Annotated in this window: 23 protein-coding genes and 5 tRNA genes; 23 read left to right on the top strand and 5 right to left on the bottom strand. The window is 37.0% G+C overall.

What is annotated here, in order from left to right:
• Nucleotides 1–3: 3 nt before the first annotated feature.
• Nucleotides 4–909 carry a DUF6427 family protein gene (locus tag BXY58_RS08365; RefSeq protein ID WP_120213410.1) on the bottom strand — a complete coding sequence of 302 codons (906 nt, stop codon included), beginning with the start codon at nucleotides 907–909 and terminating at the stop codon, nucleotides 4–6.
• Between the two features lie 42 nt (nucleotides 910–951).
• Between BXY58_RS08365 and BXY58_RS08370 the strand changes: the two genes are divergently transcribed.
• Nucleotides 952–1,185 carry a hypothetical protein gene (locus BXY58_RS08370; protein WP_089873332.1) on the top strand — a complete coding sequence of 78 codons (234 nt, stop codon included), beginning with the start codon at nucleotides 952–954 and terminating at the stop codon, nucleotides 1,183–1,185.
• Nucleotides 1,186–1,261: 76 nt separating this feature from the next.
• Here the strand turns inward: BXY58_RS08370 and BXY58_RS08375 are convergent, their stop codons facing one another.
• From BXY58_RS08375 to BXY58_RS08390, 4 genes are all read right to left on the bottom strand, one after another.
• Nucleotides 1,262–1,705, bottom strand: a complete 444-nt coding sequence (locus BXY58_RS08375) for a universal stress protein (RefSeq protein ID WP_120213411.1) — start codon at nucleotides 1,703–1,705, stop codon at nucleotides 1,262–1,264.
• Between the two features lie 225 nt (nucleotides 1,706–1,930).
• Complete coding sequence (locus BXY58_RS08380; RefSeq protein WP_120213412.1) at nucleotides 1,931–2,539, bottom strand: fumarylacetoacetate hydrolase family protein; 609 nt, start codon at nucleotides 2,537–2,539, stop codon at nucleotides 1,931–1,933.
• A gap of 11 nt (nucleotides 2,540–2,550) precedes the next feature.
• Complete coding sequence (locus BXY58_RS08385) at nucleotides 2,551–3,315, bottom strand: 3'-5' exonuclease (protein WP_120213413.1); 765 nt, start codon at nucleotides 3,313–3,315, stop codon at nucleotides 2,551–2,553.
• A 74-nt stretch (nucleotides 3,316–3,389) separates the two neighbouring features.
• Nucleotides 3,390–4,100 (bottom strand): CDP-alcohol phosphatidyltransferase family protein, encoded by a 711-nt coding sequence (locus tag BXY58_RS08390; protein WP_120213414.1) that lies wholly within the window; start codon nucleotides 4,098–4,100, stop codon nucleotides 3,390–3,392.
• A gap of 116 nt (nucleotides 4,101–4,216) precedes the next feature.
• Between BXY58_RS08390 and BXY58_RS08395 the strand changes: the two genes are divergently transcribed.
• From BXY58_RS08395 to rpoB, 22 genes are all read left to right on the top strand, one after another.
• Nucleotides 4,217–6,136 carry an LTA synthase family protein gene (locus BXY58_RS08395; RefSeq protein WP_120213415.1) on the top strand — a complete coding sequence of 640 codons (1,920 nt, stop codon included), beginning with the start codon at nucleotides 4,217–4,219 and terminating at the stop codon, nucleotides 6,134–6,136.
• A 161-nt stretch (nucleotides 6,137–6,297) separates the two neighbouring features.
• The gene (locus BXY58_RS08400) at nucleotides 6,298–6,714 is read left to right on the top strand and encodes a DUF2147 domain-containing protein (RefSeq protein WP_120213416.1); all 417 of its coding nucleotides are present in this window, start codon (nucleotides 6,298–6,300) and stop codon (nucleotides 6,712–6,714) included.
• Between the two features lie 174 nt (nucleotides 6,715–6,888).
• Entirely contained in the window at nucleotides 6,889–7,872 is a 984-nt protein-coding gene (locus tag BXY58_RS08405; RefSeq protein WP_120213417.1) for a pyruvate dehydrogenase complex E1 component subunit beta, read from the top strand.
• 346 nt (nucleotides 7,873–8,218) lie between these two features.
• Complete coding sequence (gene rpsU, locus BXY58_RS08410; protein WP_120213418.1) at nucleotides 8,219–8,416, top strand: 30S ribosomal protein S21; 198 nt, start codon at nucleotides 8,219–8,221, stop codon at nucleotides 8,414–8,416.
• Nucleotides 8,417–8,493: 77 nt separating this feature from the next.
• On the top strand, nucleotides 8,494–9,375 hold the full coding sequence (locus tag BXY58_RS08415; protein WP_120213419.1) for a tyrosine-type recombinase/integrase: 882 nt from the start codon (nucleotides 8,494–8,496) through the stop codon (nucleotides 9,373–9,375).
• A 66-nt stretch (nucleotides 9,376–9,441) separates the two neighbouring features.
• Nucleotides 9,442–9,732: a ribosome hibernation-promoting factor, HPF/YfiA family gene (gene hpf / locus BXY58_RS08420; RefSeq protein ID WP_120213420.1), complete on the top strand. Its 291-nt coding sequence runs from the start codon at nucleotides 9,442–9,444 to the stop codon at nucleotides 9,730–9,732.
• A 119-nt stretch (nucleotides 9,733–9,851) separates the two neighbouring features.
• A tRNA-Thr gene (locus BXY58_RS08425) sits at nucleotides 9,852–9,925 on the top strand.
• Between the two features lie 16 nt (nucleotides 9,926–9,941).
• Nucleotides 9,942–10,022, top strand: a tRNA-Tyr gene (locus BXY58_RS08430).
• 84 nt (nucleotides 10,023–10,106) lie between these two features.
• Nucleotides 10,107–10,179, top strand: a tRNA-Gly gene (locus tag BXY58_RS08435).
• A gap of 40 nt (nucleotides 10,180–10,219) precedes the next feature.
• A tRNA-Thr gene (locus tag BXY58_RS08440) sits at nucleotides 10,220–10,291 on the top strand.
• A gap of 224 nt (nucleotides 10,292–10,515) precedes the next feature.
• Nucleotides 10,516–11,727 carry an elongation factor Tu gene (tuf, locus tag BXY58_RS08445; protein ID WP_120213421.1) on the top strand — a complete coding sequence of 404 codons (1,212 nt, stop codon included), beginning with the start codon at nucleotides 10,516–10,518 and terminating at the stop codon, nucleotides 11,725–11,727.
• Between the two features lie 55 nt (nucleotides 11,728–11,782).
• Nucleotides 11,783–11,853, top strand: a tRNA-Trp gene (locus tag BXY58_RS08450).
• Between the two features lie 12 nt (nucleotides 11,854–11,865).
• Nucleotides 11,866–12,072: a preprotein translocase subunit SecE gene (gene secE / locus BXY58_RS08455; RefSeq protein ID WP_120213422.1), complete on the top strand. Its 207-nt coding sequence runs from the start codon at nucleotides 11,866–11,868 to the stop codon at nucleotides 12,070–12,072.
• An 18-nt stretch (nucleotides 12,073–12,090) separates the two neighbouring features.
• A complete protein-coding gene (nusG, locus tag BXY58_RS08460; RefSeq protein WP_120213423.1) occupies nucleotides 12,091–12,633 on the top strand; it encodes a transcription termination/antitermination protein NusG in 543 nt (180 codons plus the stop codon).
• Between the two features lie 208 nt (nucleotides 12,634–12,841).
• Entirely contained in the window at nucleotides 12,842–13,285 is a 444-nt protein-coding gene (gene rplK / locus BXY58_RS08465; RefSeq protein ID WP_120213424.1) for a 50S ribosomal protein L11, read from the top strand.
• 11 nt (nucleotides 13,286–13,296) lie between these two features.
• Nucleotides 13,297–13,989, top strand: a complete 693-nt coding sequence (gene rplA / locus BXY58_RS08470) for a 50S ribosomal protein L1 (RefSeq protein WP_120213425.1) — start codon at nucleotides 13,297–13,299, stop codon at nucleotides 13,987–13,989.
• Nucleotides 13,990–14,006: 17 nt separating this feature from the next.
• Nucleotides 14,007–14,609: a 50S ribosomal protein L10 gene (rplJ, locus tag BXY58_RS08475; protein WP_120213426.1), complete on the top strand. Its 603-nt coding sequence runs from the start codon at nucleotides 14,007–14,009 to the stop codon at nucleotides 14,607–14,609.
• Nucleotides 14,610–14,657: 48 nt separating this feature from the next.
• A complete protein-coding gene (rplL, locus tag BXY58_RS08480) occupies nucleotides 14,658–15,029 on the top strand; it encodes a 50S ribosomal protein L7/L12 (protein WP_120213427.1) in 372 nt (123 codons plus the stop codon).
• A gap of 114 nt (nucleotides 15,030–15,143) precedes the next feature.
• Nucleotides 15,144–15,809, top strand: coding sequence for a hypothetical protein (locus BXY58_RS08485; RefSeq protein ID WP_120213428.1), 666 nt, complete (start codon nucleotides 15,144–15,146; stop codon nucleotides 15,807–15,809).
• Between the two features lie 173 nt (nucleotides 15,810–15,982).
• Nucleotides 15,983–18,406: a hypothetical protein gene (locus tag BXY58_RS08490; protein WP_147366827.1), complete on the top strand. Its 2,424-nt coding sequence runs from the start codon at nucleotides 15,983–15,985 to the stop codon at nucleotides 18,404–18,406.
• An 11-nt stretch (nucleotides 18,407–18,417) separates the two neighbouring features.
• Nucleotides 18,418–18,984, top strand: a complete 567-nt coding sequence (locus BXY58_RS08495) for a hypothetical protein (RefSeq protein WP_120213430.1) — start codon at nucleotides 18,418–18,420, stop codon at nucleotides 18,982–18,984.
• A 394-nt stretch (nucleotides 18,985–19,378) separates the two neighbouring features.
• Nucleotides 19,379–23,206 (top strand): DNA-directed RNA polymerase subunit beta, encoded by a 3,828-nt coding sequence (gene rpoB / locus BXY58_RS08500; RefSeq protein WP_120213431.1) that lies wholly within the window; start codon nucleotides 19,379–19,381, stop codon nucleotides 23,204–23,206.
• Nucleotides 23,207–23,303: the final 97 nt, after the last annotated feature.

Below are 23,303 nucleotides of genomic sequence, written 5' to 3' on the forward strand. Positions count from 1 at the left end.
AATTTAAAAATTAAAAAATATAGCGATTTTAAAAAATGCAAGTGTAAAGACAATTATCCAGAGTCCCAACTCCTGCATCCAGTATTTTGGCAAAAAGCGCAGCATTCTGCTTATAATAATACTCACGGGCAAAGCCAGCAATAACAGATATTCGTAATTCGTTCCCATATAAAAAATAATGGTAATCAGCTGAGCCAGAGAAAAAACAAGCACAAAGGTATATTTGTATCTGCTGATAGGACTTTTCTCGTTATAATGTTTGAAGTGGTCGGAAAGTGAGTATAGTAGCATCAATGCAATGGGAATCAAGATATAAAGCGGATAATAAGAATCCAAAAACTCGAATTTTCCATAGAACGGCAGATAGGTTTTGTCCCAAGTGGTATAATGGATAAGATACATCAATCCAAAATAACTCAGCACAATCAAAATCACACCAAAGAGCAATCTAAAAATGTTAAGCCCGATACGCCCGGAAGTCCCAATGATGTGAAAAATGACAAAAACACCCATTGGCCAGCTTGGTGGAAATACCAAATAATTAAAAGCTAGAATAGAGCCAACCAGCATAAAAGAACTCTTCCTAAGATAATCGTTTTGGCTTGTGAGGATCAATAGGATAATCGCACTTGTTAAAAAAGTAAAAGCCAACCCCACCTCAATGGTTCCATCATAGAAGGAAGCTACAAAAACCGTATAAAGAAAAAGTGGAAGATGCGAAAACTGATTCAGTGCAATCGCATTGAATAAAAAATATCCCAAACTGATTCCCATAAATGTAACTACGGCAGGAAATAAATCTATGTATTTGAAATCTAATAAATTAAGTGATAAAAATATCAGGAACAAAAAACCGATGTAAACAGGAACCGAAAAAATATTGCTTTCTTTAGAAAGTAATCGAAACATTTTTTATAAATTTGTGCAAAGTTAATTTAAAAAAAGAAAAATATGACATCTTTCTGGTTAGCATTAAGTGCAGCATTCAAATGGTCTTTTGGTTTTTTTGACCTTACTGCTAATGTTTTGAATTGGATTTTATTCCTGGTAGCTTCCGGGTTTTTTACATATTGGTGCTATATTTTGGTAGTAACATTAGGAGCACAAAAAGATAAAGATTATCATTCTCCAACAGAAGGGAAGCACCCTTACTACGATCCAAAAATCTACAAAAACGAAGGTTAAATAAATTGATTATATTTATAAAAAACCCGTCTTGTTATTTTAACGAGACGGGTTCTTTTATTAGTTTGATATTGGATTAATTCTCATCGTGACAAGGAACTACCAAAACAGGGATTTTGGACTTCCGGGTAATTTCTTTGGTCAGGCTGCCAATGAAAACATCATAGACGCCGCTTCTGCCGTGAGAACCAACAACAATATAATCAGCATTTTTCTCATCAGCAAACTCCAGAATTGTGTCGCCGGCAACGCCCTGTTTCAAGATATGAGTACAATTGACACCTTGAGAGATGACACGCTGTTCTAGTTTATTGAGTTCTCGTAATTCATATTTGATCTCGTTTTCTTCCACTTCCGGGAAATACTGGAAACCCATATCACCAATCACAAAACCTATATCAGAAGCAGCAACGTGGATCAGGGCAATCTCAGCATTAATGTCTTTTGCAAAACCAACAGCATAATCTACCAATTTATCGGAGCTGTCAGAAAAATCTACGGGTAAGATAATTTTTTTCATAATCGAGGTTTATAGTTAAAGGGAAGCAAAAATTTAGCCATTATAAAAGTAAAAATAAAAACTGATAACAATCAATTATCAGTTTTCATTATTTATTTGGGCGGACATTTCGGGCCGTTCAGGGGTTTCGTCTTGCAAAAACCCAAAGCTTTCCCAAGCTATTTTTACAAGACCGCTCGTTGCACTCGCGCCCTTACCATCCCGGCCGCAGAGCTGTGGGATTATTTACTGGATCTTCAGAGAGAACAGCTTTTGTTCTTCTAGAAAAGCTTCCAGGAGATCATTTTCAGAAACCTTACCTACACCTTTCGGCGTTCCTGTAAAAATCAAATCACCAACTCTCAAAGTAAAATACTGTGAAGCAAAAGCAATAATATCATCAAAACTGAAAATCATATCTTTCGTATTACCGTTTTGAACTTGCTCGTTATTCTTGGTCAGAGAAAAATTCAGATTCTGTAAATCATAGCTCTCTTTTGAAACAAAATCCGACAACACGGCCGAACCATCAAAACCTTTTGCCAGTTCCCAGGGCAGACCTTTATTTTTCAGTTTCGATTGCAGATCTCTCGCTGTAAAATCGATGCCAAGACCGATTTCTTCATAATGTTTTCCGGCATTGTCTTTCTGGATATATTTTCCGCCTTTTGAGATTTTCAGAACCACTTCCAGTTCATAATGGACATCATCAGAAAATTCAGGGATATAAAAATCAGAACCTTTTTTAAGAATGGCCGTATCTGGCTTCATAAAGATGACAGGATCTTCGGGGATTTCGTTTCCTAATTCTTTGGCGTGTTCGCCGTAATTTCTTCCTATGCAGATGATTTTCATTGATATTAATTTTAAAACTTAGATTTCAACTGGATTTTGGTAAATATTTTCTTGGTGTAAAGTGGAAAATCCGCATTCTGAAGCCAACCATAGTAGCCTAAATCTTTTTGGAAAACCTCCTTCACTTTTTGACCTTTATATTTCCCGAACGCAAAAATCTCCTGGTTTTTATCATCAAAATGAATCATTCCTGCCAGATCGGCAAATCTGTTCTGGGAAGAGAAATCACTCAATTCGGCAATTTCGTTGGGAACATCATCGTATTTTCCCACTTGTGCATCCAGAACTTCGAAAGTTGCCATAACATCTGCTTCTGCGGAATGCGCGTTTTCCAAAGTTTTTCCACAATAGAACTGGTAAGCTGCACCAAGATTTCTCGGTTCTTTTTTAAAGAAAATTGTCTGTGCATCTACAAAGCGGTGCTTGCTCAGGTCAAAATCTATGTCCGCACGCAGCATCTCCTCTGCCAAAACAGGGATGTCAAACCTGTTGGAGTTAAAACCTCCCAAATCCGAATCTTTGATCATTTCCATAATTTTCGGCGCAATGTCTTTGAATGTAGGCGCCTCGGCCACATCAGCATCATAAATGCCGTGGATGGCGGAAGATTCTTTTGGGATGGGCATTTCAGGATTCACTTTCCAGGTTTTGCTTTCTCGGGAAGCATCCGGATTAACTTTCAAGATGCAGATTTCCACGATTCTGTCTTTTCCGATGTTGGTTCCCGTAGTTTCCAAATCGAAGACGCAAAGCGGCTTATAGAGTTTTAAATTCATTGTTTATAATTGAAGTTGTTAATTAAGGTTTATGAGTGATTTGACATTTATAATTAATCATTCATAATTTATAATTATTTAAGTTGTTTTTGGAATATTAATGAGATTAAAATGTAATAGATAATGACTAACGGAATTCCGGTTGTTTTAAAAATTAATAAAATCAAAATTCCACCAATTAATAAAGCCAGTTTTGGATAATTATCTTTTAATTGCTTTGATTTGAATTTCATTGCAATCATTTTGATTGGTGAAACCAGCAACCAGGAAGAAATGACTGTGAAAATCAATAAATAGATTTCGTTCTCAAAAAGAAAACTAAAATTTCCGGATTCTTTGTAAGCATAAAACAATCCGAAGATTAATATTGTATTACTTGGTGTATTCAGGCCTTTGAAATAAAATTTTTGTTCTTCGTCCAGATTGAAAATTGCTAATCTTAAACAAGAAAAAAGTGTAACGAGAAAACCTAAATATTTTATCCAAGGTATAAATTCTGGAAGACCAGAATAAGTTAAGCGTTCCAATGCAACAAAAATTGTCAGACCAGGCAAAAAACCAAAACTCACCATATCCGCCAAAGAATCCAGTTGTCCTCCAAGATTACTGCTGGAGTTCATTGCTCTTGCAATAAAACCATCAAAAAAATCAAGAACCAAGGAAATAATAATACAAATTGCCGTAGTCTGATAATCGCCTGAAAATAAATGAACAATCCCAACACAACCGGAAAAAAGATTCCCTAAAGTAAATGCGTTGGCGAGGTTATTTTTTATGAAATTCATATCACAAAAATAGGAAATTTGTTGGATGATGGTGACGAAAGCCTGAAGTTTTCACAGTCTGGTGAAAAACTTTCATCTTCCAACTTCTGACTTCCAACTTTTCTTAATTTTGCAAAATGAAGAATTTGAGAGGGCAAGAAATTTTTGCCTTGATTTACAGACTTTTTTTGGTTTTTTTCTTTTATCAGATTGCCAGGCTTTTGTTTTGGATATTCAATAGCGATTTGATAAAAGTTGATGGAATATCAGAATATTTTAAATTGTCATATTATGGAACCGCTTTTGACACGACAGCAATTCTTTATGTAAATGCGGTTTTCATCCTGTTAAGTCTATTTCCGATTATCATTAATACAAGAAAAAGCTATCAGCAATTTTTGTTCTATTGGTATTTTATCACCAACGGAATTGCCTATGCTTTCAATTTTGGAGATATTATTTATTATAGATTCAGCCAGGCAAGATTGACTTCTGCAGCCATAGAAGTAGGGAAGCATGAAACCAATCTTGGAAGGATTTTTTGGAATGCAGTTCTACAACATCCATTTGTTTTTATTTGGTTTATCGTCATCATTTTTGCCTGGATTTTCCTTTACAAAAAAATGAAGGTCAATGAAGAAAGGCCAAACAATCTGATTGCCTATTTTGCTTCTTCCGTCATCGTTCTATGCATTACTGCAACATTGGTTGTTGGCGGCATCCGTGGCGACTTCAAACATTCTACAAGACCGATTAACCTGGTGGATGCCAATAAACACGTTAGCAATCCGTTACAGGGAAACTTAGTTCTGAACAGTGTTTTCTCTTTTTTCAGAACATTGAATACTAATAATTTTAAATTGGTTCATTTTGTTGATGAGAAGTTTATTGATAAAGAAATTCAACCATACAAATTATACAATCGCGAGGTTGAACCCAAACCAAACGTCGTAATTTTCATTATGGAAAGCTTTGGGAAAGAATACTCCGGTGCTTTTAATAGAAATACAAATATTAAAGACTTTGTTTCTTACACACCATTTTTGGATAGTTTGGCTAATCAAAGTTTGATTTTTACCAATGCTTTTGCCAACGGAAGACAATCTATTCATGGGATGAGTTCAGTTTTAGCAGGAATTCCGAGTTTGACAGATGCTTTTACAAGTTCACCGTATTCTAACCAAAAGATCCAATCTATTGTTTCGGTTTGTAATGATATGGGTTACGATACAAGTTTTTATCACGGTGCGCCGAATGGTTCAATGGGATTCCAGGGATTTGGAAATATTTTGGGATTCAAACATTATTTCGGAAAAACAGAATATAATAAAGATGAAGATTTTGACGGAATGTGGGCGATTTGGGACGAACCGTTTTTTCAATATTTTGCCAAAAATTTAGGAAAGAAGCAGCCGTTTATGTCAACTTTATTTTCCGCTTCTTCTCACGACCCGTTCAAGATTCCTGAGCAATATAAAGGGAAATTTAAAAAAGGACCGTTGCAGATTCACGAGCCGATTCAGTACACAGATTATGCTTTGAAAAAATTCTTCGAAACAGCGAGCAGACAATCTTGGTATCAGAACACGATTTTTGTAATCACTGCCGACCATACCAATCAGATCCATTATCCAGAGTATCAGAAGGCAATGAACCGGTTTGCGATTCCAATTCTGTTTTATTCACCAAATCCAAAATATAATCTGAAAGGAGTAGATGATAGATTGGCACAACAGATGGACATTTATCCAACTTTAGCAGATTTGATCGGTTATAACAAAAAAATACGAAGCTGGGGTAGAAGCTTGCTTTCGGATAAAGATGAGGATTATATAATTGTTAATTCAGATTCTATCAATGAGCAGATGATTATCGGGAATTATATTTATATTTTTAATGGTAAGGAAGTAACAGGTATTTATGATAAAACAGATTTAGCATTATCAAAAAATATATTGTCAAAGAATCCGACTCCTGAACAAAAATTAGGTATCGAAAAAACAAAAGCCTGGTATCAGGATTATATGGATCGTGTGATCAACAGAAAACTGAGATAGAACAGGTGTTTAAAACAGAAAAAATCTTGCAGGTCTGGTGATTTATGCTTTGGATAGCAAAAAAATATTGTTTGTTAAAAAAAAAATGATATTTTTAACAATGTTAATTTAACGTTAACAGGAAAAGTCTATCCAAACAAAACAATTAAAAATAGAAGACAATGAACAAATTAATTTTAGCCTTTGCCTTATTCATCAGTGTTTTATCATTTGCTCAAATCGAAGGAAAATGGAAAACGATTGACGACGAAACCGGAAAAGCAAAATCCATCGTAGAAATTTGGAAAAAATCAGATGGTAAATATTACGGTAAAATATCTCAGTTGTTAATTAAGCCAGAAAATGCCAACTGTGTGGCTTGTAAAGATGATCGTAAAAATAAGCCGCTCGTTGGGATGGAGATTATCCGCGGACTTAAAAAAGATGGCGACGAGTTTACAGGAGGTACAATTACAGATCCTAAAAACGGAAAATCTTACAAATGCACCATTACAAAAGATGGTGATAAACTGAATGTAAGAGGCTATATGGGAATATCTCTGATTGGTAGAACCCAGACTTGGCACAAAGTTGATTAATTTAAAATTATGATAAATCACAGGCTCCCATTTGGGAGCCTTTTTTTTGTTATGCTGATAATAAAAAAATTAATACTTTTGTATTTCGAAATTTTAAATAATACATTTTCATAATCAATTTTCAGATGAACTTTCAATTGTCCGTCTGGCAATTAAAATAGTAAACATTATCAAATGAAAGAATATACATTTCGTGAAGTAATTGCTCAAGCGATGAGCGAAGAAATGCGTAAAGACGAATCCATATTTCTTGTAGGCGAAGAAGTTGCGGAATATAACGGAGCTTACAAAGCTTCAAAAGGAATGCTAGATGAGTTTGGGGCAAAAAGAATCATTGATGCACCAATTGCCGAACTTGGATTTACAGGTATTGCTGTAGGAGCTGCAATGAACGGGAATCGTCCTATTGTAGAATTTATGACTTTCAACTTCTCAATGGTTGCTATCGATCAGATTATCAACAACGCTGCTAAGATCTATCAGATGAGTGGTGGACAATGGAACTGCCCGGCAGTTTTCCGTGGACCAACAGCTTCTGCAGGTCAGTTGGGCGCTACACACTCTCAGGCTTTCGAAAGCTGGTATGCCAACTGCCCGGGACTTAAAGTGGTTGTACCTTCAAATCCTTATGATGCGAAAGGATTGTTAAAGACAGCAATCCAGGATAACGATCCGGTAATTTTTATGGAGTCTGAGCAGATGTATGGTGACAAAATGGAAATTCCTGAAGAAGAATATTACATCCCAATCGGAAAAGCAGATATCAAGAAAGAAGGTAAAGATGTAACTCTGGTTTCTTTCGGTAAGATTATGAAGTTGGCTCTGCAAGCTGCCGCTGATCTGGAAAAAGAAGGGATTTCTGTTGAGGTGATCGACCTTAGAACCGTCCGTCCTTTGGATTACGACACAGTATTGGAGTCGGTAAAGAAAACCAACAGACTGGTAATTTTGGAAGAAGCTTGGCCGTTCGCTTCAGTCGCTTCGGAGATTACTTATATGGTTCAACAGAAAGCATTCGATTATTTGGATGCGCCAATCAAGAGAATCACAACGCCGGATGCATCGGCACCTTATTCTGCAGCATTATTCGCAGAGTGGTTCCCAAAGCTGGAGAAAGTGAAAGAAGAGATCAAAAAAGCAATGTACGTCAAAGCATAATAACTAAACTCCCGAATTGTTCGGGAGTTTTTATTTGGAGCTATTCCCGCTATCCACTATATCTTTTTCTTTTTTTGCTAAAAAAGAAAAAGGATGCCGTTCCTATCGGGGCTAGGGACTTGGTCATTCTTTAGAAATTTCGATAGGGAATTATAAACTTACTTTTAATTATGTCTTTGCTGAGCAAACGCTTTTGCGAATCTTAAAAATATTTTCAATAATATCAAACATTTCAACGTGCTTTGTGTTTAAATTATATTCAAGATAAATTTTCAAAATAAAGCCATAAAAATTTGTAGGTTAATAAATTATTCCTATTTTTGCACCTCAAAATGAGATGTAAAATATGTTAATAATTCCAGTAAAAGACGGAGAGTCTATCGACAGAGCTTTAAAAAAGTACAAAAGAAAATTTGATAAAACTAGAGTGGTAAAAGAACTTAGATCTAGACAACAATTTATCAAGCCTTCAGTAACTTTGAGACAAGCTAAACTTAAAGCAGCTCACAAACAAAGAAACTTGAGCAAAGAAGAACAAGCTTAAGGTTCTTTTTTAGCAAAACATAATAAAAATCACTTCCGAATTTCTATATTTGGAAGTGATTTTGCATTTATATACCTATGATAGAAAGATTCCTGGAGTATATCGAAGTGGAGAAAAGATATTCACCACACACATTAACCAACTACAAAAAAGATTTGTCGGATTTTTCGGACTTTGTTCTCAGGACAGAAGCTTCGGAAGATGTTGTTCATGTTCACAAAAAAGTCATCAAAAACTTTATTGTGGAAATGAGTAGCTCCGGACTGAGTAAAAGAAGTATTAACAGAAAACTGTCATCCCTTCGCAGTTTCTATGTTTTTATGCTTCGTTTGGAAGAGATCAAGGTTTCTCCAATGGAAACCATCGATTCGCTAAAATTCTATGCGGAAAAACGGATTCCTTTTTCCAAGGAAGAGATGGAGCTGATGAAAACAGAAGTAGAGGAGAAAGGTAAAATGACGCTTCTTGATAAATTAATCATCGAGACGTTATATCAAACCGGAATCAGAAAATCTGAGCTATGTAACCTTTTATTGAACAATGTGGACTTCTCCAAGAAAGAAATCTTAGTTATAGGTAAGGGGAACAAAGCCAGAGTAATTCCAATTTCGGATGAATTGGTTTCAGATTTTCAAACATATCTTAATATAAGAGCGGCTAATGCGGAAAATCAGCATTATTTTTTCGTTAATAAGAATGGAAAAAAACTGGGTGAAAAGTTTGTTTATCTGGTCGTTAATAAGTACTTTAGTGTAGTGACTTCGAAGCAAAAAAGAAGTCCTCATATTTTAAGACATACTTTTGCGACTCACGTTTTGAACGAGGGTGCAGAGATCTCTAAAGTTCAGAAAATAATGGGGCATTCCAGCTTGGCAAGTACACAAGTCTATACAAGTGCGAATATAGAGAAGTTGAAAGAAGCTTATAGAAATGCACATCCAAGGGAAAAAGAAAACTGATAAAACAAATTATATGGAATGATTTTTACATTTTTTTTCATTGTTTAACCATTAAAATCAGACATTATGAAGATTACAATTCAGACTGCAGGTGTTACGCCGCACGAACCATTGAAAGAGAGAATTGAAAAAAAATTGAGTAAACTAGAGACGTTTTATGACAAGATTGTTGAGTCTGCAGTGTATTTGAAAGTTGAAAATACATCAGAAAAACAAAACAAAACAACGGAGCTTGTTGTGAAGATTCCTGGTAACGATATTGTAGTTAAGAAAACTTGTGCCAGTTTTGAAGAAAGTTTGGACGAATGTGTGGAAACGGCTAAGAAACTGTTAATCAAGAAAAAAGAATTGGCATAAAAAAATAATTAAAATTTTTTTCTAAAAATATTTGTAGGTTTCAAAAAAGTGTCTCATATTTGCACTCGCAAAACGGAAGTAACCGCAGCGCAGAAAGACAGTTCTTTTGAAATCTATTTGCCTCCATAGCTCAGTTGGCCAGAGCACGTGATTTGTAATCTCGGGGTCGTGGGTTCGAATCCCTCTGGAGGCTCTAATATAAAAGTATCGGGGAGATACCAGAGCGGTCAAATGGGGCTGACTGTAACTCAGCTGCTTCGGCTACGTAGGTTCGAATCCTGCTCTCCCCACTTTTTATATTTTAATTTGCAAGTTCAGAAATTAATTTTTAAGTTTGCATCCACGTTTACCAACGTTTTTTGGAAACAAAAATTGCGGAAGTAGCTCAGTTGGTAGAGCGTCAGCCTTCCAAGCTGAATGTCGCGGGTTCGACCCCCGTCTTCCGCTCAAGAAATCACAAACCGTACGGAATGTGATTTTTTTTTAGGCCGACTTAGCTCAGGGGTAGAGTGCTTCCTTGGTAAGGAAGAGGTCACGGGTTCAAATCCCGTAGTTGGCTCATAATGATCCTGAAGATATTCAGGATTTTTTTTGGAATCATTTTTATGTTAGGGTTAATGTAAATTTGCTTTCCCGGTCTGTAAAAATTAATAAAGAGATTCATTTAATTTTAAATTGAAAATCATATAATTAATTTTTATGCAAAATAATTTTTAATATTTAAAAATTCATTATATTTGCAGACCGAAAAAACAATAGTTAAATAAATTAAATATTAAAATCATGGCAAAGGAAACGTTTAATCGTAACAAACCCCACTTGAACATTGGTACTATTGGTCACGTTGACCATGGTAAAACAACACTTACTGCAGCTATTTCTGCTGTATTGGCTAGCAAAGGTCTTGCTGAGAAAAAAGATTTCTCTGCTATTGACTCTGCTCCAGAAGAAAAAGAAAGAGGTATTACTATCAATACTGCTCACATCGAGTACGAAACTGAAAAAAGACACTACGCTCACGTTGACTGTCCAGGTCACGCGGATTATGTAAAGAACATGGTAACGGGTGCTGCTCAGATGGACGGTGCTATCGTTGTATGTGCTGCTACAGATGGTCCAATGCCACAAACTAGAGAACACATTCTACTTTGCCGTCAGGTAAACGTACCAAGAATCGTTGTTTTCATGAACAAAGTGGATATGGTTGATGATCCAGAATTGTTAGAACTTGTTGAAATGGAATTGAGAGACTTGTTGTCTACTTACGATTTCGACGGTGATAACTCTCCAGTAATCCAAGGTTCTGCACTAGGAGCTCTTACTGCTGCTACTGCTACTCCAGCTAACACTGAAGATAAGTGGTTCAAAACTGTAGAGCAATTAATGGATGCTGTTGATGAGTGGATCGAGCAACCGCCAAGAGATACTGATAAGCCATTCTTGATGCCAATCGAAGATGTATTCTCTATTACAGGTAGAGGTACTGTAGCAACTGGTAGAATCGAGGCTGGTGTTATCAACACTGGTGATCCAGTTGATATCGTAGGTATGGGTGATGAAAAATTGACTTCTACTATTACAGGAGTTGAGATGTTCAGAAAAATCCTAGACAGAGGTGAAGCTGGTGATAACGTAGGTCTATTGTTGAGAGGTATTGAAAAAACTGACATCAAGAGAGGTATGGTAATCGCTAAGAAAGATTCTGTGAAGCCACACAAAAAATTCAAAGCATCTGTTTATATCCTTTCTAAAGAAGAAGGTGGACGTCACACTCCATTCCACAACAAATACCGTCCTCAGTTCTACGTAAGAACTACTGACGTTACAGGTGAGATCTTCTTGCCAGAAGGTGTAGAAATGGTAATGCCAGGTGATAACTTAGAGATCACTGTAGAATTGCTACAACCAATCGCTCTTAACGTAGGTCTTAGATTTGCGATCAGAGAAGGTGGTAGAACAGTAGGTTCTGGTCAGGTTACTGAAATCTTAGACTAATCATCTTAAAATAAACAAAGCTTCCGAAAGGAAACGCTCGGAAGCTTTTTTAACTACGGGCATCGTCCAATGGTAGGATACCGGTCTCCAAAACCGTTGATCAGGGTTCGAATCCTTGTGCCCGTGCAAAATTAAAATATGAGCTCATTAATTAATTTTTTAAAAGGTTCTTATACAGAATTTAAAGATAAAGTGGAGTGGCCAAAATGGCCAGACCTACAGTCTTCTACTATCGTTGTGGCTGTAACTACTGTAATTCTTGCTTTATTTACATTCGGAGTAGATTCTTTATTTAGTGTTACTATTAAGAATTTTATAGCCATGTTTATTAATCTATTTAACTAATCCAAAATTACTTTCCTCATGAGCGAATCGAAATGGTATGTGCTGAAAGCTATTAGCGGACAGGAAAATAAAGTGAAGAACTACATCGAGAACGAAATCCAAAGATTAGGTATGGATGCGTATGTTACTCAGGTGGTGATTCCTATGGAAAAAGTTATCCAGATTAGAAACGGTAAAAAAGTTCCGAAAGAGAAACCTTATTATCCTGGTTACCTTATGGTAGAAGCCAACCTTGTAGGAGAGGTGCCTCATATTATCAAAAATATCCCAGGCGTTATTTCTTTTCTGAGTTTAACAAAAGGTGGAGATCCAGTTCCGATGAGAAAATCTGAAGTTAACAGAATGCTTGGAAGAATGGATGAACTTTCTGAATTTGCAACAGATGTTGAAATCCCGTTCATTGTTGGAGAAAATGTTAAAGTGATCGATGGACCATTTAACGGATTTAACGGAACGATTGAAAAAATTCTGGAAGATAAAAAGAAAATCGAAGTTTCGGTTTTGATCTTCGGAAGAAAAACTCCAATGGAGTTGAGCTATATGCAGGTAGAAAAAGTATAATTATTACAAAAAATATTAAAAAGCCTTTCAATGTTTGTTGAAAGGCTTTTTCGATTTTAATAAAATAATCGCTTAAGTTATTGCGGGTTAGAAAATTATTCTTATTTTTGCAACCTGAAAAGTGGGACTGTCTAATGTGAGAATGGATAACCCACTGAATAATAAATGCTTCCAAACTCATTAATTATTCAAATTTAAAAAACAAAAAATGGCTAAAAAAGTCTTTAAAATGGTAAAACTTCAGGTGAAAGGTGGCGCTGCTAACCCTTCTCCACCAGTAGGTCCAGCTTTGGGTTCTGCGGGTGTGAACATCATGGAGTTTTGTAAGCAATTTAACGGAAGAACTCAGGATAAACCTGGGCAAGTTTTGCCAGTAGTAATTACTGTGTACGAAGACAAATCTTTTGAATTCGTAATCAAAACTCCTCCTGCTGCTATCCAGTTGATGGATGCTGCTAAGATCAAAGGAGGTTCCGGAGAACCAAACAGAAACAAAGTAGGATCTGTATCTTGGGATCAGGTAAAGAAAATCGCGGAAGATAAAATGGCAGACCTTAACTGCTTTACTTTAGATTCAGCGCTTTCTATGGTTGCAGGTACTGCTAGATCTATGGGATTGAAAGTAACAGGAGCTAAACCAACTAACGCTTAAAACTTAAAGAAATGGCAAAATTAACGAAGAAGCAAAAAGAAGCTTTAAGCAAAGTAGAAAAGAACAAAATTTACAATCTTGACGAAGCATCTGCTTTGGTAAAAGAGGTGAATTTCGCGAAATTTGATGCATCTGTGGATATCGCTGTTAGATTAGGTGTAGATCCGAGAAAAGCTAACCAAATGGTAAGAGGTGTTGTATCTCTTCCTCACGGTACTGGTAAAGATGTTAAAGTATTAGCATTGGTAACTCCAGATAAAGAAGCAGAAGCTAAAGAAGCTGGTGCTGATTATGTAGGTCTTGATGAATATCTTGATAAAATCAAAAGTGGTTGGACAGATGTTGACGTTATCGTAACTATGCCAGCTGTTATGGGTAAACTAGGGCCGTTAGGTAGAGTTTTAGGACCAAGAGGTTTGATGCCAAACCCTAAGTCTGGAACTGTAACTATGGAAGTTGGTAAGGCTGTAGCGGAAGTTAAGTCTGGTAAGATCGACTTCAAAGTAGATAAGTATGGTATTATCCACGCAGGAATTGGAAAAGTGTCTTTTGATGCTGCTAAAATCAAAGAAAATGCTCAGGAATTAATCCAGACATTGATCAAATTGAAGCCAACTGCTGCTAAAGGAACTTATGTGAAGTCTATCTATTTGTCTTCTACAATGAGTCCAGGAATTGCAATTGATACTAAATCTGTTAACTAATTATAATCCTTAAGACAATGACAAAAGACCAAAAAGTTGTAGCAATACAAGAGATCAAAGATTTGCTTCAGGATGCAAAAGTAGTTTATGTAGCAGATCTAGAAGGATTGAACGCTGGTAAATCGTCAGATTTCAGAAGACAAGCCTTCAAGCAAAATATCAAAGTAAAAGTGGTGAAGAATACACTTTTGCAAAAAGCAATGGAGCAAATCGAAGGTGTTGACTATTCAGAGATGTTTAGTACTTTCAAAGGTAACTCTGCGATAATGATTTCAGAGACAGCTAACGCTCCTGCAAAATTAATCAAAGACTTCAGAAAGAAAGAAGAAAAGCCGGCACTTAAGTCTGCTTTTGTTCAGGAAACTTTCTATGTTGGGGACAACAACCTTGATACTTTAGTTAATATCAAGTCTAGAGAAGAAATGATCGGTGAAATCATCGGATTACTTCAATCTCCAATCCAGAGAGTTGTTTCTGCTCTTCAGAACAAACCGGAAACCGTTGAAGCTAAAGCTGAAGAAGCTGCACCTGCAGTAGAAGAAGCTAAAGAAGAAACGCCGGCTGCTGAAGCTCCAGAAGCATCTGCTGAAAGCACAGAGGAAACTCCAAGTGCTGAATAATTACACTCAAAAAAATAAATAAAACATTCAACAAAAAACATTACAACAATGTCAGAATTAAAAAATTTAGCTGAAACGCTAGTAAACTTAACAGTAAAAGACGTAAACGAATTAGCTGCTATCCTTAAGGATGAGTACGGAATTGAACCAGCTGCTGCTGCAGTAGTAGTTGCAGGTGGAGCTGCAGGAGGTGATGCTGCTGAAGAAAAAACAGAATTCGATGTAATTCTTAAGTCTGCAGGTGCTTCTAAATTGGCTATCGTTAAATTGGTAAAAGATTTAACTGGTGCTGGTCTTAAAGAAGCTAAAGACATCGTAGATGGTGCTCCAGCTCCAATCAAAACTGGTGTATCTAAAGACGAAGCAGAAGCGCTTAAGAAGCAACTTGAAGAAGCTGGTGCTGAAGTAGAATTGAAGTAATCATTACTCAATCATATGACAAGCGGTAAGTCCAGGACTTACCGCTTTTTTTACGTTTATGTTAAATTTAAAAATATAATTCTAATAAGCATTTATTTTTATTAATTTTGCAAAGTGAAAAAAAGTTTATTGCCTACCTCGGTGCAAGCAAGAGATTATGCCAATTTAAATTTTAAATTGTGGCAGTTTTCTCTTTTATTCTTCTTTTTTTCATTAGGCTCTTTCTCTGTTTCGGCTCAAGAAACAAACCACAAAGAGTCTGTTCCCTCAGGAATTGTAGTGGTTGGAGATGCGGTCATCTATTCCAAAGATGAATCCTTCAACCAGCAGATATCTAAAAGCAAAAGCATACAGCAATACTCAAAAATCGTAAAACTTAACGATGGTGAGATAAAAATTATTGCTAAAAATTCTACAACCGAATCTCCTGCAAAGCAAAGCTCCGAAGAACTTCATCCGAAAAAGAAACTGTTAGTTTCCAGGGAAGAAAAAATGGCGAAATCATTGCCTGATTTACCAAAAAAAGAAATCACTTTGAAGATTTCTAATGGTCTTGATGGTAGTCGGTTCTTAACAGGAAAGGGATCTGGAGATATTTCTTTTATTTCACCAAATAACGATTATCAATATTTTAAATGCATTGTTCTTTCTAATGAGCAGTCCAAAACCGTTTCATTAGATTTTCTTTATTCGGCGGATTATTTTTATACTCATAGTAATTACAACTTAAAAGCCAATCCAGTTGGCTATTCTGTAAGGCCACCACCGGATTTAATTTAATCATTAAGCTTTTTATAATCAAATTCTTGGGATAATAATTTATCTCAAAGGGATTTCATTTTTAACAATAATAAACTTTTATGAAAAAATTAAATCTACTTTTTACAGTAGTGATTCTGCTTGCGGCAAATCAATTGCTATTTTCGCAAGCTGTTGACAGGTTATATCTATCTATGTCAGCAACTGGGAGAGTCTATGATATAACTGGTGTGCCAGCGACATTACCAACCCCATTGACCGCTCCAAATTATTCCGCAGCCAATCAAAATTTTATCAGTAATCTGGCGGTTGGATACGATACTCCTGCAGGAAGTCCTACAAGTGTAGCGTTTATACATTCTAACACTGCAGCAGGAAGTACTATATATAAATATCTACCTGCTACGGGTTCGCAGTCTACAGGTCAGACTACTCCGGCAGGTAATCTTATTGGTGGTATTGGAACAAACAATGTCCCTAAGGCAAATGGTGAACCTTCTGGACTTGTTTATGGATTCAGTACAACAAGTAAGAATTTATATCAAGTTTATCCAACGAGTGCAGACTTAGGGGTTGTAACAGCACCGGCTTCTGATGCAATTTGGAATAATACGGGAGGTAATACATCTGCAATTTGGGCCACAGATACTTTTTTTGATTATCAGAATTTTATATATGTGATTGTTCAAAATACCAATGGTACGACTGTAACAAGACATTTATATAAGATTGACCCAACCACGAGGGTTGCGACAAGAGTTACTCAGTTAACCGGTCCTGTAGGGACGTCTAGTGGTGATAATACAGTTAGTACAAATACAACAGTAGGAAATGTCAGAGGTATTGCTTATTTAAACGGCTTAGTTTATGCTATTTCTGTGAATGGTAATCCAGGAACCGAATTAGCTGTTTACAGTATTAATATTTCTACAGGTGTGTCTACATATATTAGAACATATACGGGAATAACAGGGGGATTATGGGCGACTAATCAAGATTTGGCATCAGTTCCATATTATATACCCTTTATTTTTAATTGTGGCGGAGCTGCAATACAAGAGACAACACCATTTGTTGCTGGCGTAAGTTCTGCTAAAACCCTTCGGGTGCCTATTTCTACGGTTTATGGCCCGGGCACATATAGAATAAATATCTCAGGTACCGATTTCGCAAGTACATTTACGGATGTTACCATAACTTCTACAACTACATATATAGATATCCCAGTAACATATAATGGAACAGGGGCGAATGGAGGAACAAGAACTCTTACTTATAATATCAATGGGAGTACAACTAGTTGTACATTTAACGCAATAATCCAGACAGATACAGACGGCGATGGTATACCAGATATAACGGATCTTGATGATGATAATGATGGGATTTTGGATACTGTAGAATGTGGATTTATATGTGGTAATCCATTTGAAAATGGTGGATTTGAAACTCCGATTGTAGATACTTATTCTCAATTGAGTCAAACAACACCTGGAATTGGATGGCAAACTACTGCTTCGGATGGATTGATAGAAATCTGGCGGTCTGGATTTAATGGTGTTCCGGCAGCCGAAGGCTCTCAATTTGCAGAAATTAATGCTACTCAGACAGCAACATTATATCAGACTTTTTGTCTTAACGGTATGGGAGGCACCATTAACTGGTCAGTTAAACATAGAGGTAGAGAAGGTGTAGATGTTGCAGCTGTTAAATTTGGAACAACAATAGCTGCGGCTCAAGCTTCGACTGCAGTTCAAACAATGTCAGATGGTACTGCAGCTTGGGGTAGTTATTCGGGAACGTTTACAATTCCTCCGGGAAATTCTTCTTATGTTATTGCTTTCCAAGCGATCTCTACCAGTACTGGTAATACGTCGGTAGGTAACTTCATAGATGATATACAGATCACTATTACACAGCCATGTTTAGACTCTGACGGAGACGGTATCATTAATAGTCTGGATGTAGATTCGGATAATGACGGTTGCCCGGATGCAATTGAAGGAAGTGAGGCTGTACGTTATGACCAAGTTCATAGATTAAATCTACCAACCACTGATGCTAACTATGCTTATCGTGGTCAGATAAAAACAATCTATAATGGGGTGACTACGGGAACGCCGGCTGGAGTTGTAAGCAACTCAGCTGCAGCATATGGCGTTCCACAGCTTGTTAATAATGCTGGAAATAACTTAAATACCACAACTAATCCTTCTAATCTTGCAGGCCTTGTTGATAATACGGATGGGACATCAGATATTGGACAAGGTATCGGAACATCCCAAAACGCTACAACTACAGATGTTGAATGTGGAAGATGTTTCCGTCCGGCTACTACAACTGGAACCGCTTTACCAACAAATCATGGGATTACAGCTCTGGCAAGAGCTGGGGGGAGCTCAGGAGATTGGCCCACTAGAGTTAATGGAGCTTATACCGCATTAGATGCTAAAACAAAAGGTTTTGTAATCAATAGGGTAACGACAGCTGGGTTAAGTTCAATTACGCCGGTAGTAGGTATGTTGGTTTATGATACAACTGCCAATTGTCTTAAAATGTATGATGGAACTGGATGGTTCTGTTACACTAAGCAAACTTGTAACGATTTTAACCAGTAAGAAGTAAAAAAATGAAAACATATATAGCAACATTAGTAATATTAATTTCAAGTATAAGTTTTGGTCAGGTCACGATTGGTAAATCCAGCCCATATACACCAGCTAATGCAACGGTTTCGTTAGAATTTGGTAATGCAACGGGAGGCGCACGAGGTATTGTTTTACCTTGGGTAACGGCAGCAACAAATGTGGCATCGGCAGTTCCGGGAACTCTGATTTTTGACAGTAATGATCAGAAAGTTAAATTCGGGACTTCTGCTACCGCTAATGCTACAACAGTAGCCAGCTGGACAGATCTGTCTGCTGGTGCATATGCTCCTGTTGTTGCAAATGTTCCTGATACCAATGCCGAAGTTGCAACGGCTAAAACTTTGATTGGAGGTACGCCATCGAGTGATACAACTCCAGGAATCTTAGTTTTGGGAGACACCAACAAAGCAATGATTTTACCAAGGGTAAATTCTTATACCGACATCGTTAATCCAACTGCTGGGATGATGGTGTATGTTACGGGAACAACACCTCAACAGTTAGCTTTATTTAACGGTAGAGAATGGTCTTTCTGGACTAAACCTTAAAATTTTTTAATCTAAATATTTCTAACCACTTCATTGCGAAGTGGTTTTTTTTGTATATGTGAATTTTTTTATTTAAATTTGCAATTCTTTTGGCGCAAATAATTAATATACTGTAATCATTTTAGGACTCTTTCATTTTTATGGAAGGGAATTTCTTGTTTATATATGTCTTATTTCGTCTTGAGAAAATAAAAATATTTTGCACTACGCCGTGAAAAGATATACCGGCGTTGCAGTTAGAAATGAGATTGTTATAATCAAAGATCAAGAATAGAAACTATTTCTGATAAGCGCCAAAATATCAAAGTTGTTTATTCTTATTCCTTTTTATCACTTCTGATTTCTGATATTTTTTTTAACAAAATATTTTTTAACCCTTTTTTCTTATAATTTTATGAGTAAAACACAGGCCGCTCCTAAAGTTCAAGGTACAGAGAGAATCAACTTTTCGTCAGCGAAAGGTAAAATCGAAACACCAGACTTTTTGGACATCCAAATCCAGTCTTTCAAGGAGTTTTTCCAGTTAGACACGCTTCCTGAGCAACGTTTGAAAGAATCTCTTTACAAAACGTTCCAGGAGAATTTTCCAATTACAGATTCTAGAAACCAGTTTGTACTTGAGTTTTTAGATTATCTTGTAGACTCTCCACGTTACTCTATCGATGAGTGCGTAGAAAGAGGATTGACTTATTCAGTTCCTCTAAAAGCTAGACTTAAATTGTATTGTACAGACCCTGAACACGAGGATTTCCAAACTGTGGTTCAGGATGTATATTTAGGTCCGGTTCCTTATATGACGCCTTCTGGTTCATTCATTATCAACGGAGCAGAGCGTGTTATCGTAACTCAGTTACACAGATCTCCGGGTGTGTTTTTCGGACAGACTTACCACGCCAACGGAACTAAGCTTTACTATTCAAGAATTATCCCTTTCAAAGGATCTTGGATGGAATTTACAACCGATATCAACAGCGTAATGTATGCGTATATCGATCGTAAGAAAAAATTACCTTTAACAACATTACTTAGAGCAATTGGTTACGAATCTGATAAAGAGATTCTTCAGATTTTTGACTTGGCGGAAGAAGTGAAAGTTTCTAAAGCTGCTCTTAAAAAAGTAGAAGGTAGAACTTTGGCTGCGAGAGTATTGAACACTTGGTTCGAAGACTTCGTAGACGAGGATACAGGTGAGGTTGTTTCTATCGAAAGAAACGAGATCATCCTAGACAGAGAAACTGTTCTTGAAAAAGAACACCTTGATATTATTTTGGATTCTGGAGTTAAGTCAATCTTGATCCACAAAGAAAATTCTAACGAATTCTCTATCATCCAGAATACACTACAAAAAGACCCTACCAACTCTGAAAAAGAAGCGGTGGAGTACATCTACCGTCAGTTAAGAAATGCAGATGCGCCGGATGAGGAAACTGCAAGAGGAATCATTGAAAAATTGTTCTTCTCCGAGCAGAGATATTCCTTAGGTGAAGTTGGACGTTACAGATTGAACAAAAAATTAGGTCTTAATATTTCTGAAGACAATCAGGTTTTGACGAAAGAAGATATCATCTCTATCGTAAAACACTTGATCGAATTGGTTAACTCTAAGGCTGAAGTTGATGATATTGACCACTTATCAAACAGAAGAATCAAGACTGTTGGTGAGCAATTGTCAGGTCAGTTTGGTGTAGGTCTTTCCAGAATTGCCAGAACAATCAAAGAAAGAATGAACGTTAGAGATAACGAGATCTTTACACCACTTGATTTGGTTAATGCTAAGACATTAACATCAGTGATCAATTCATTCTTCGGAACTAACCAGCTTTCTCAGTTTATGGATCAGACCAATCCATTGTCAGAGATCACTCACAAGAGAAGACTATCTGCACTAGGACCTGGTGGTTTATCAAGAGAAAGAGCAGGTTTCGAGGTTCGAGACGTTCACCACACACACTACGGTAGAATTTGTCCGATCGAAACACCGGAAGGACCAAACATTGGTTTGATTTCTTCTTTGGGTATGTATGCAAAAATCAACAACCTTGGTTTTATCGAGACACCATATAGAAAAGTAGAGGATGGAAAAGTAGATCTTCAGGCTAAACCGATATATCTGAATGCAGAAGATGAAGAAAACCGAGTAATTGCTCAGGCAAACGTTGCTTTGAGTGATGACGGTAAATTCGAAACAGACAGAATTATTGCTCGTTTGGATGGGGATTATCCGGTTGTGGAACCACAGCAGGTTGATCTTATCGATGTTGCGCCAAACCAGATCTCTGGTATCTCTGCATCATTGATTCCTTTCCTGGAGCACGATGATGCGAACCGTGCATTGATGGGATCGAATATGATGCGTCAGGCTGTTCCATTGTTAAAACCTCAGGCGCCGATCGTAGGTACTGGTTTGGAAAAACAAGTAGCTAGAGATTCTAGAATCTTGATCAATGCAGAAGGTAATGGTGTTGTAGAATATGTAGACGCTGAAAGAATTGTTATTAAGTACGAAAGAAGCGAGGAAGATGATTTGGTTAACTTCGATTCTGCGACTAAAACTTATAAATTAACTAAGTTCAGAAAAACCAACCAGAGTACAACAATCACGTTGAGACCAAACGTAAGAGTTGGTGATACGGTAGAAAAAGGTCAGGTTCTTTGTGACGGTTATGCAACTGAGAACGGAGAATTAGCGCTTGGTAGAAACTTAGTGGTTGCGTTTATGCCTTGGAAAGGTTATAACTTCGAGGATGCGATCGTAATTAATGAAAAAGTGGTTCGTGAGGACTGGTTTACTTCTATTCACGTGGATGAATATTCACTAGAAGTTCGTGATACCAAATTAGGTATGGAAGAATTGACAGCTGATATCCCTAACGTTTCTGAAGAAGCGACTAAAGATCTTGATGAGAACGGTATGATCCGTATCGGAGCTGAAGTGAAGCCTGGTGATATCCTGATCGGGAAAATCACACCAAAAGGTGAATCTGATCCGACGCCGGAAGAAAAATTGCTTAGAGCAATCTTCGGGGACAAAGCTGGTGACGTAAAAGATGCTTCTCTTAAAGCAGATTCTTCTCTTAGAGGTGTTGTTATCAACAAGAAATTGTTCTCCAGAAACATCAAAGACAAAAAGAAAAGAAGCGAAGAGAAAATCAAATTGGAAGAGATCGAAAATACTTACAAAAATAAGTTTGACGATTTGAGAAACACTTTGATTGACAAATTGAATACTCTGGTTTCTGGTAAAACTTCTCAGGGTGTGAAAAATGACCTTGACGAAGAAGTAATCAGCAAAGGAACCAAGTTCACTTTGAAATTGCTTCAATCTGTTGAAGATTATGTGAACATCAGTGGTGCAGATTGGACCGTTGATGCTGATAAAAATGAATTGATCAAGCAATTGATCCACAATTATAAGATTAAATATAACGATCTTTCTGGAGTTAAAAACCGTGAAAAGTTTGCATTATCTATCGGGGACGAGTTACCTGCAGGTATTATCAAGTTAGCTAAAGTTTACATCGCTAAGAAACGTAAACTGAATGTTGGTGATAAGATGGCTGGTCGTCACGGTAACAAAGGTATCGTTTCAAGAATCGTTCGTGAAGAAGATATGCCGTTCCTAGAAGACGGAACACCAGTAGATATCGTATTGAATCCACTTGGAGTACCTTCCCGTATGAACATTGGTCAGATCTACGAAACTGTTCTTGGATGGGCAGGTAAGCAACTTGGACTGAAGTTCGCAACACCGATTTTCGACGGAGCAAGCTTAGACCAAATTACCGAGTACACAGAGCAGGCAGCACTTCCTAAATTTGGAAATACACACCTTTATGACGGTGGTACGGGTGAGAGATTTACTCAGCCTGCAACGGTTGGTGTGATCTATATGTTGAAGTTAGGACACATGGTAGATGATAAGATGCACGCACGTTCTATCGGACCTTACTCATTGATTACGCAACAGCCGTTAGGAGGTAAAGCGCAATTCGGAGGTCAGAGATTCGGAGAGATGGAGGTTTGGGCTCTAGAAGCATTCGGAGCATCCAATATCCTGAGAGAAATCCTGACTGTGAAGTCGGATGACGTGATTGGTAGAGCGAAAACTTACGAGGCAATCGCAAAAGGTGAAGCAATGCCAGAACCTGGTATTCCGGAATCTTTCAACGTATTACTTCACGAGTTACAAGGTCTTGGACTTGATGTAAGACTAGAAGAGTAATTTAATATTGAAGGCTTCGACAGGCTCAGCCTGACATAGTCTGAAAATTAAACAGATAGTATTAGAGTTGTCATCCTGAGCTTGTCGAAGGATCTTT

The sequence above is a fragment of the Epilithonimonas arachidiradicis genome, from assembly GCF_003610695.1.
Lineage (GTDB): Bacteria > Bacteroidota > Bacteroidia > Flavobacteriales > Weeksellaceae > Epilithonimonas > Epilithonimonas arachidiradicis.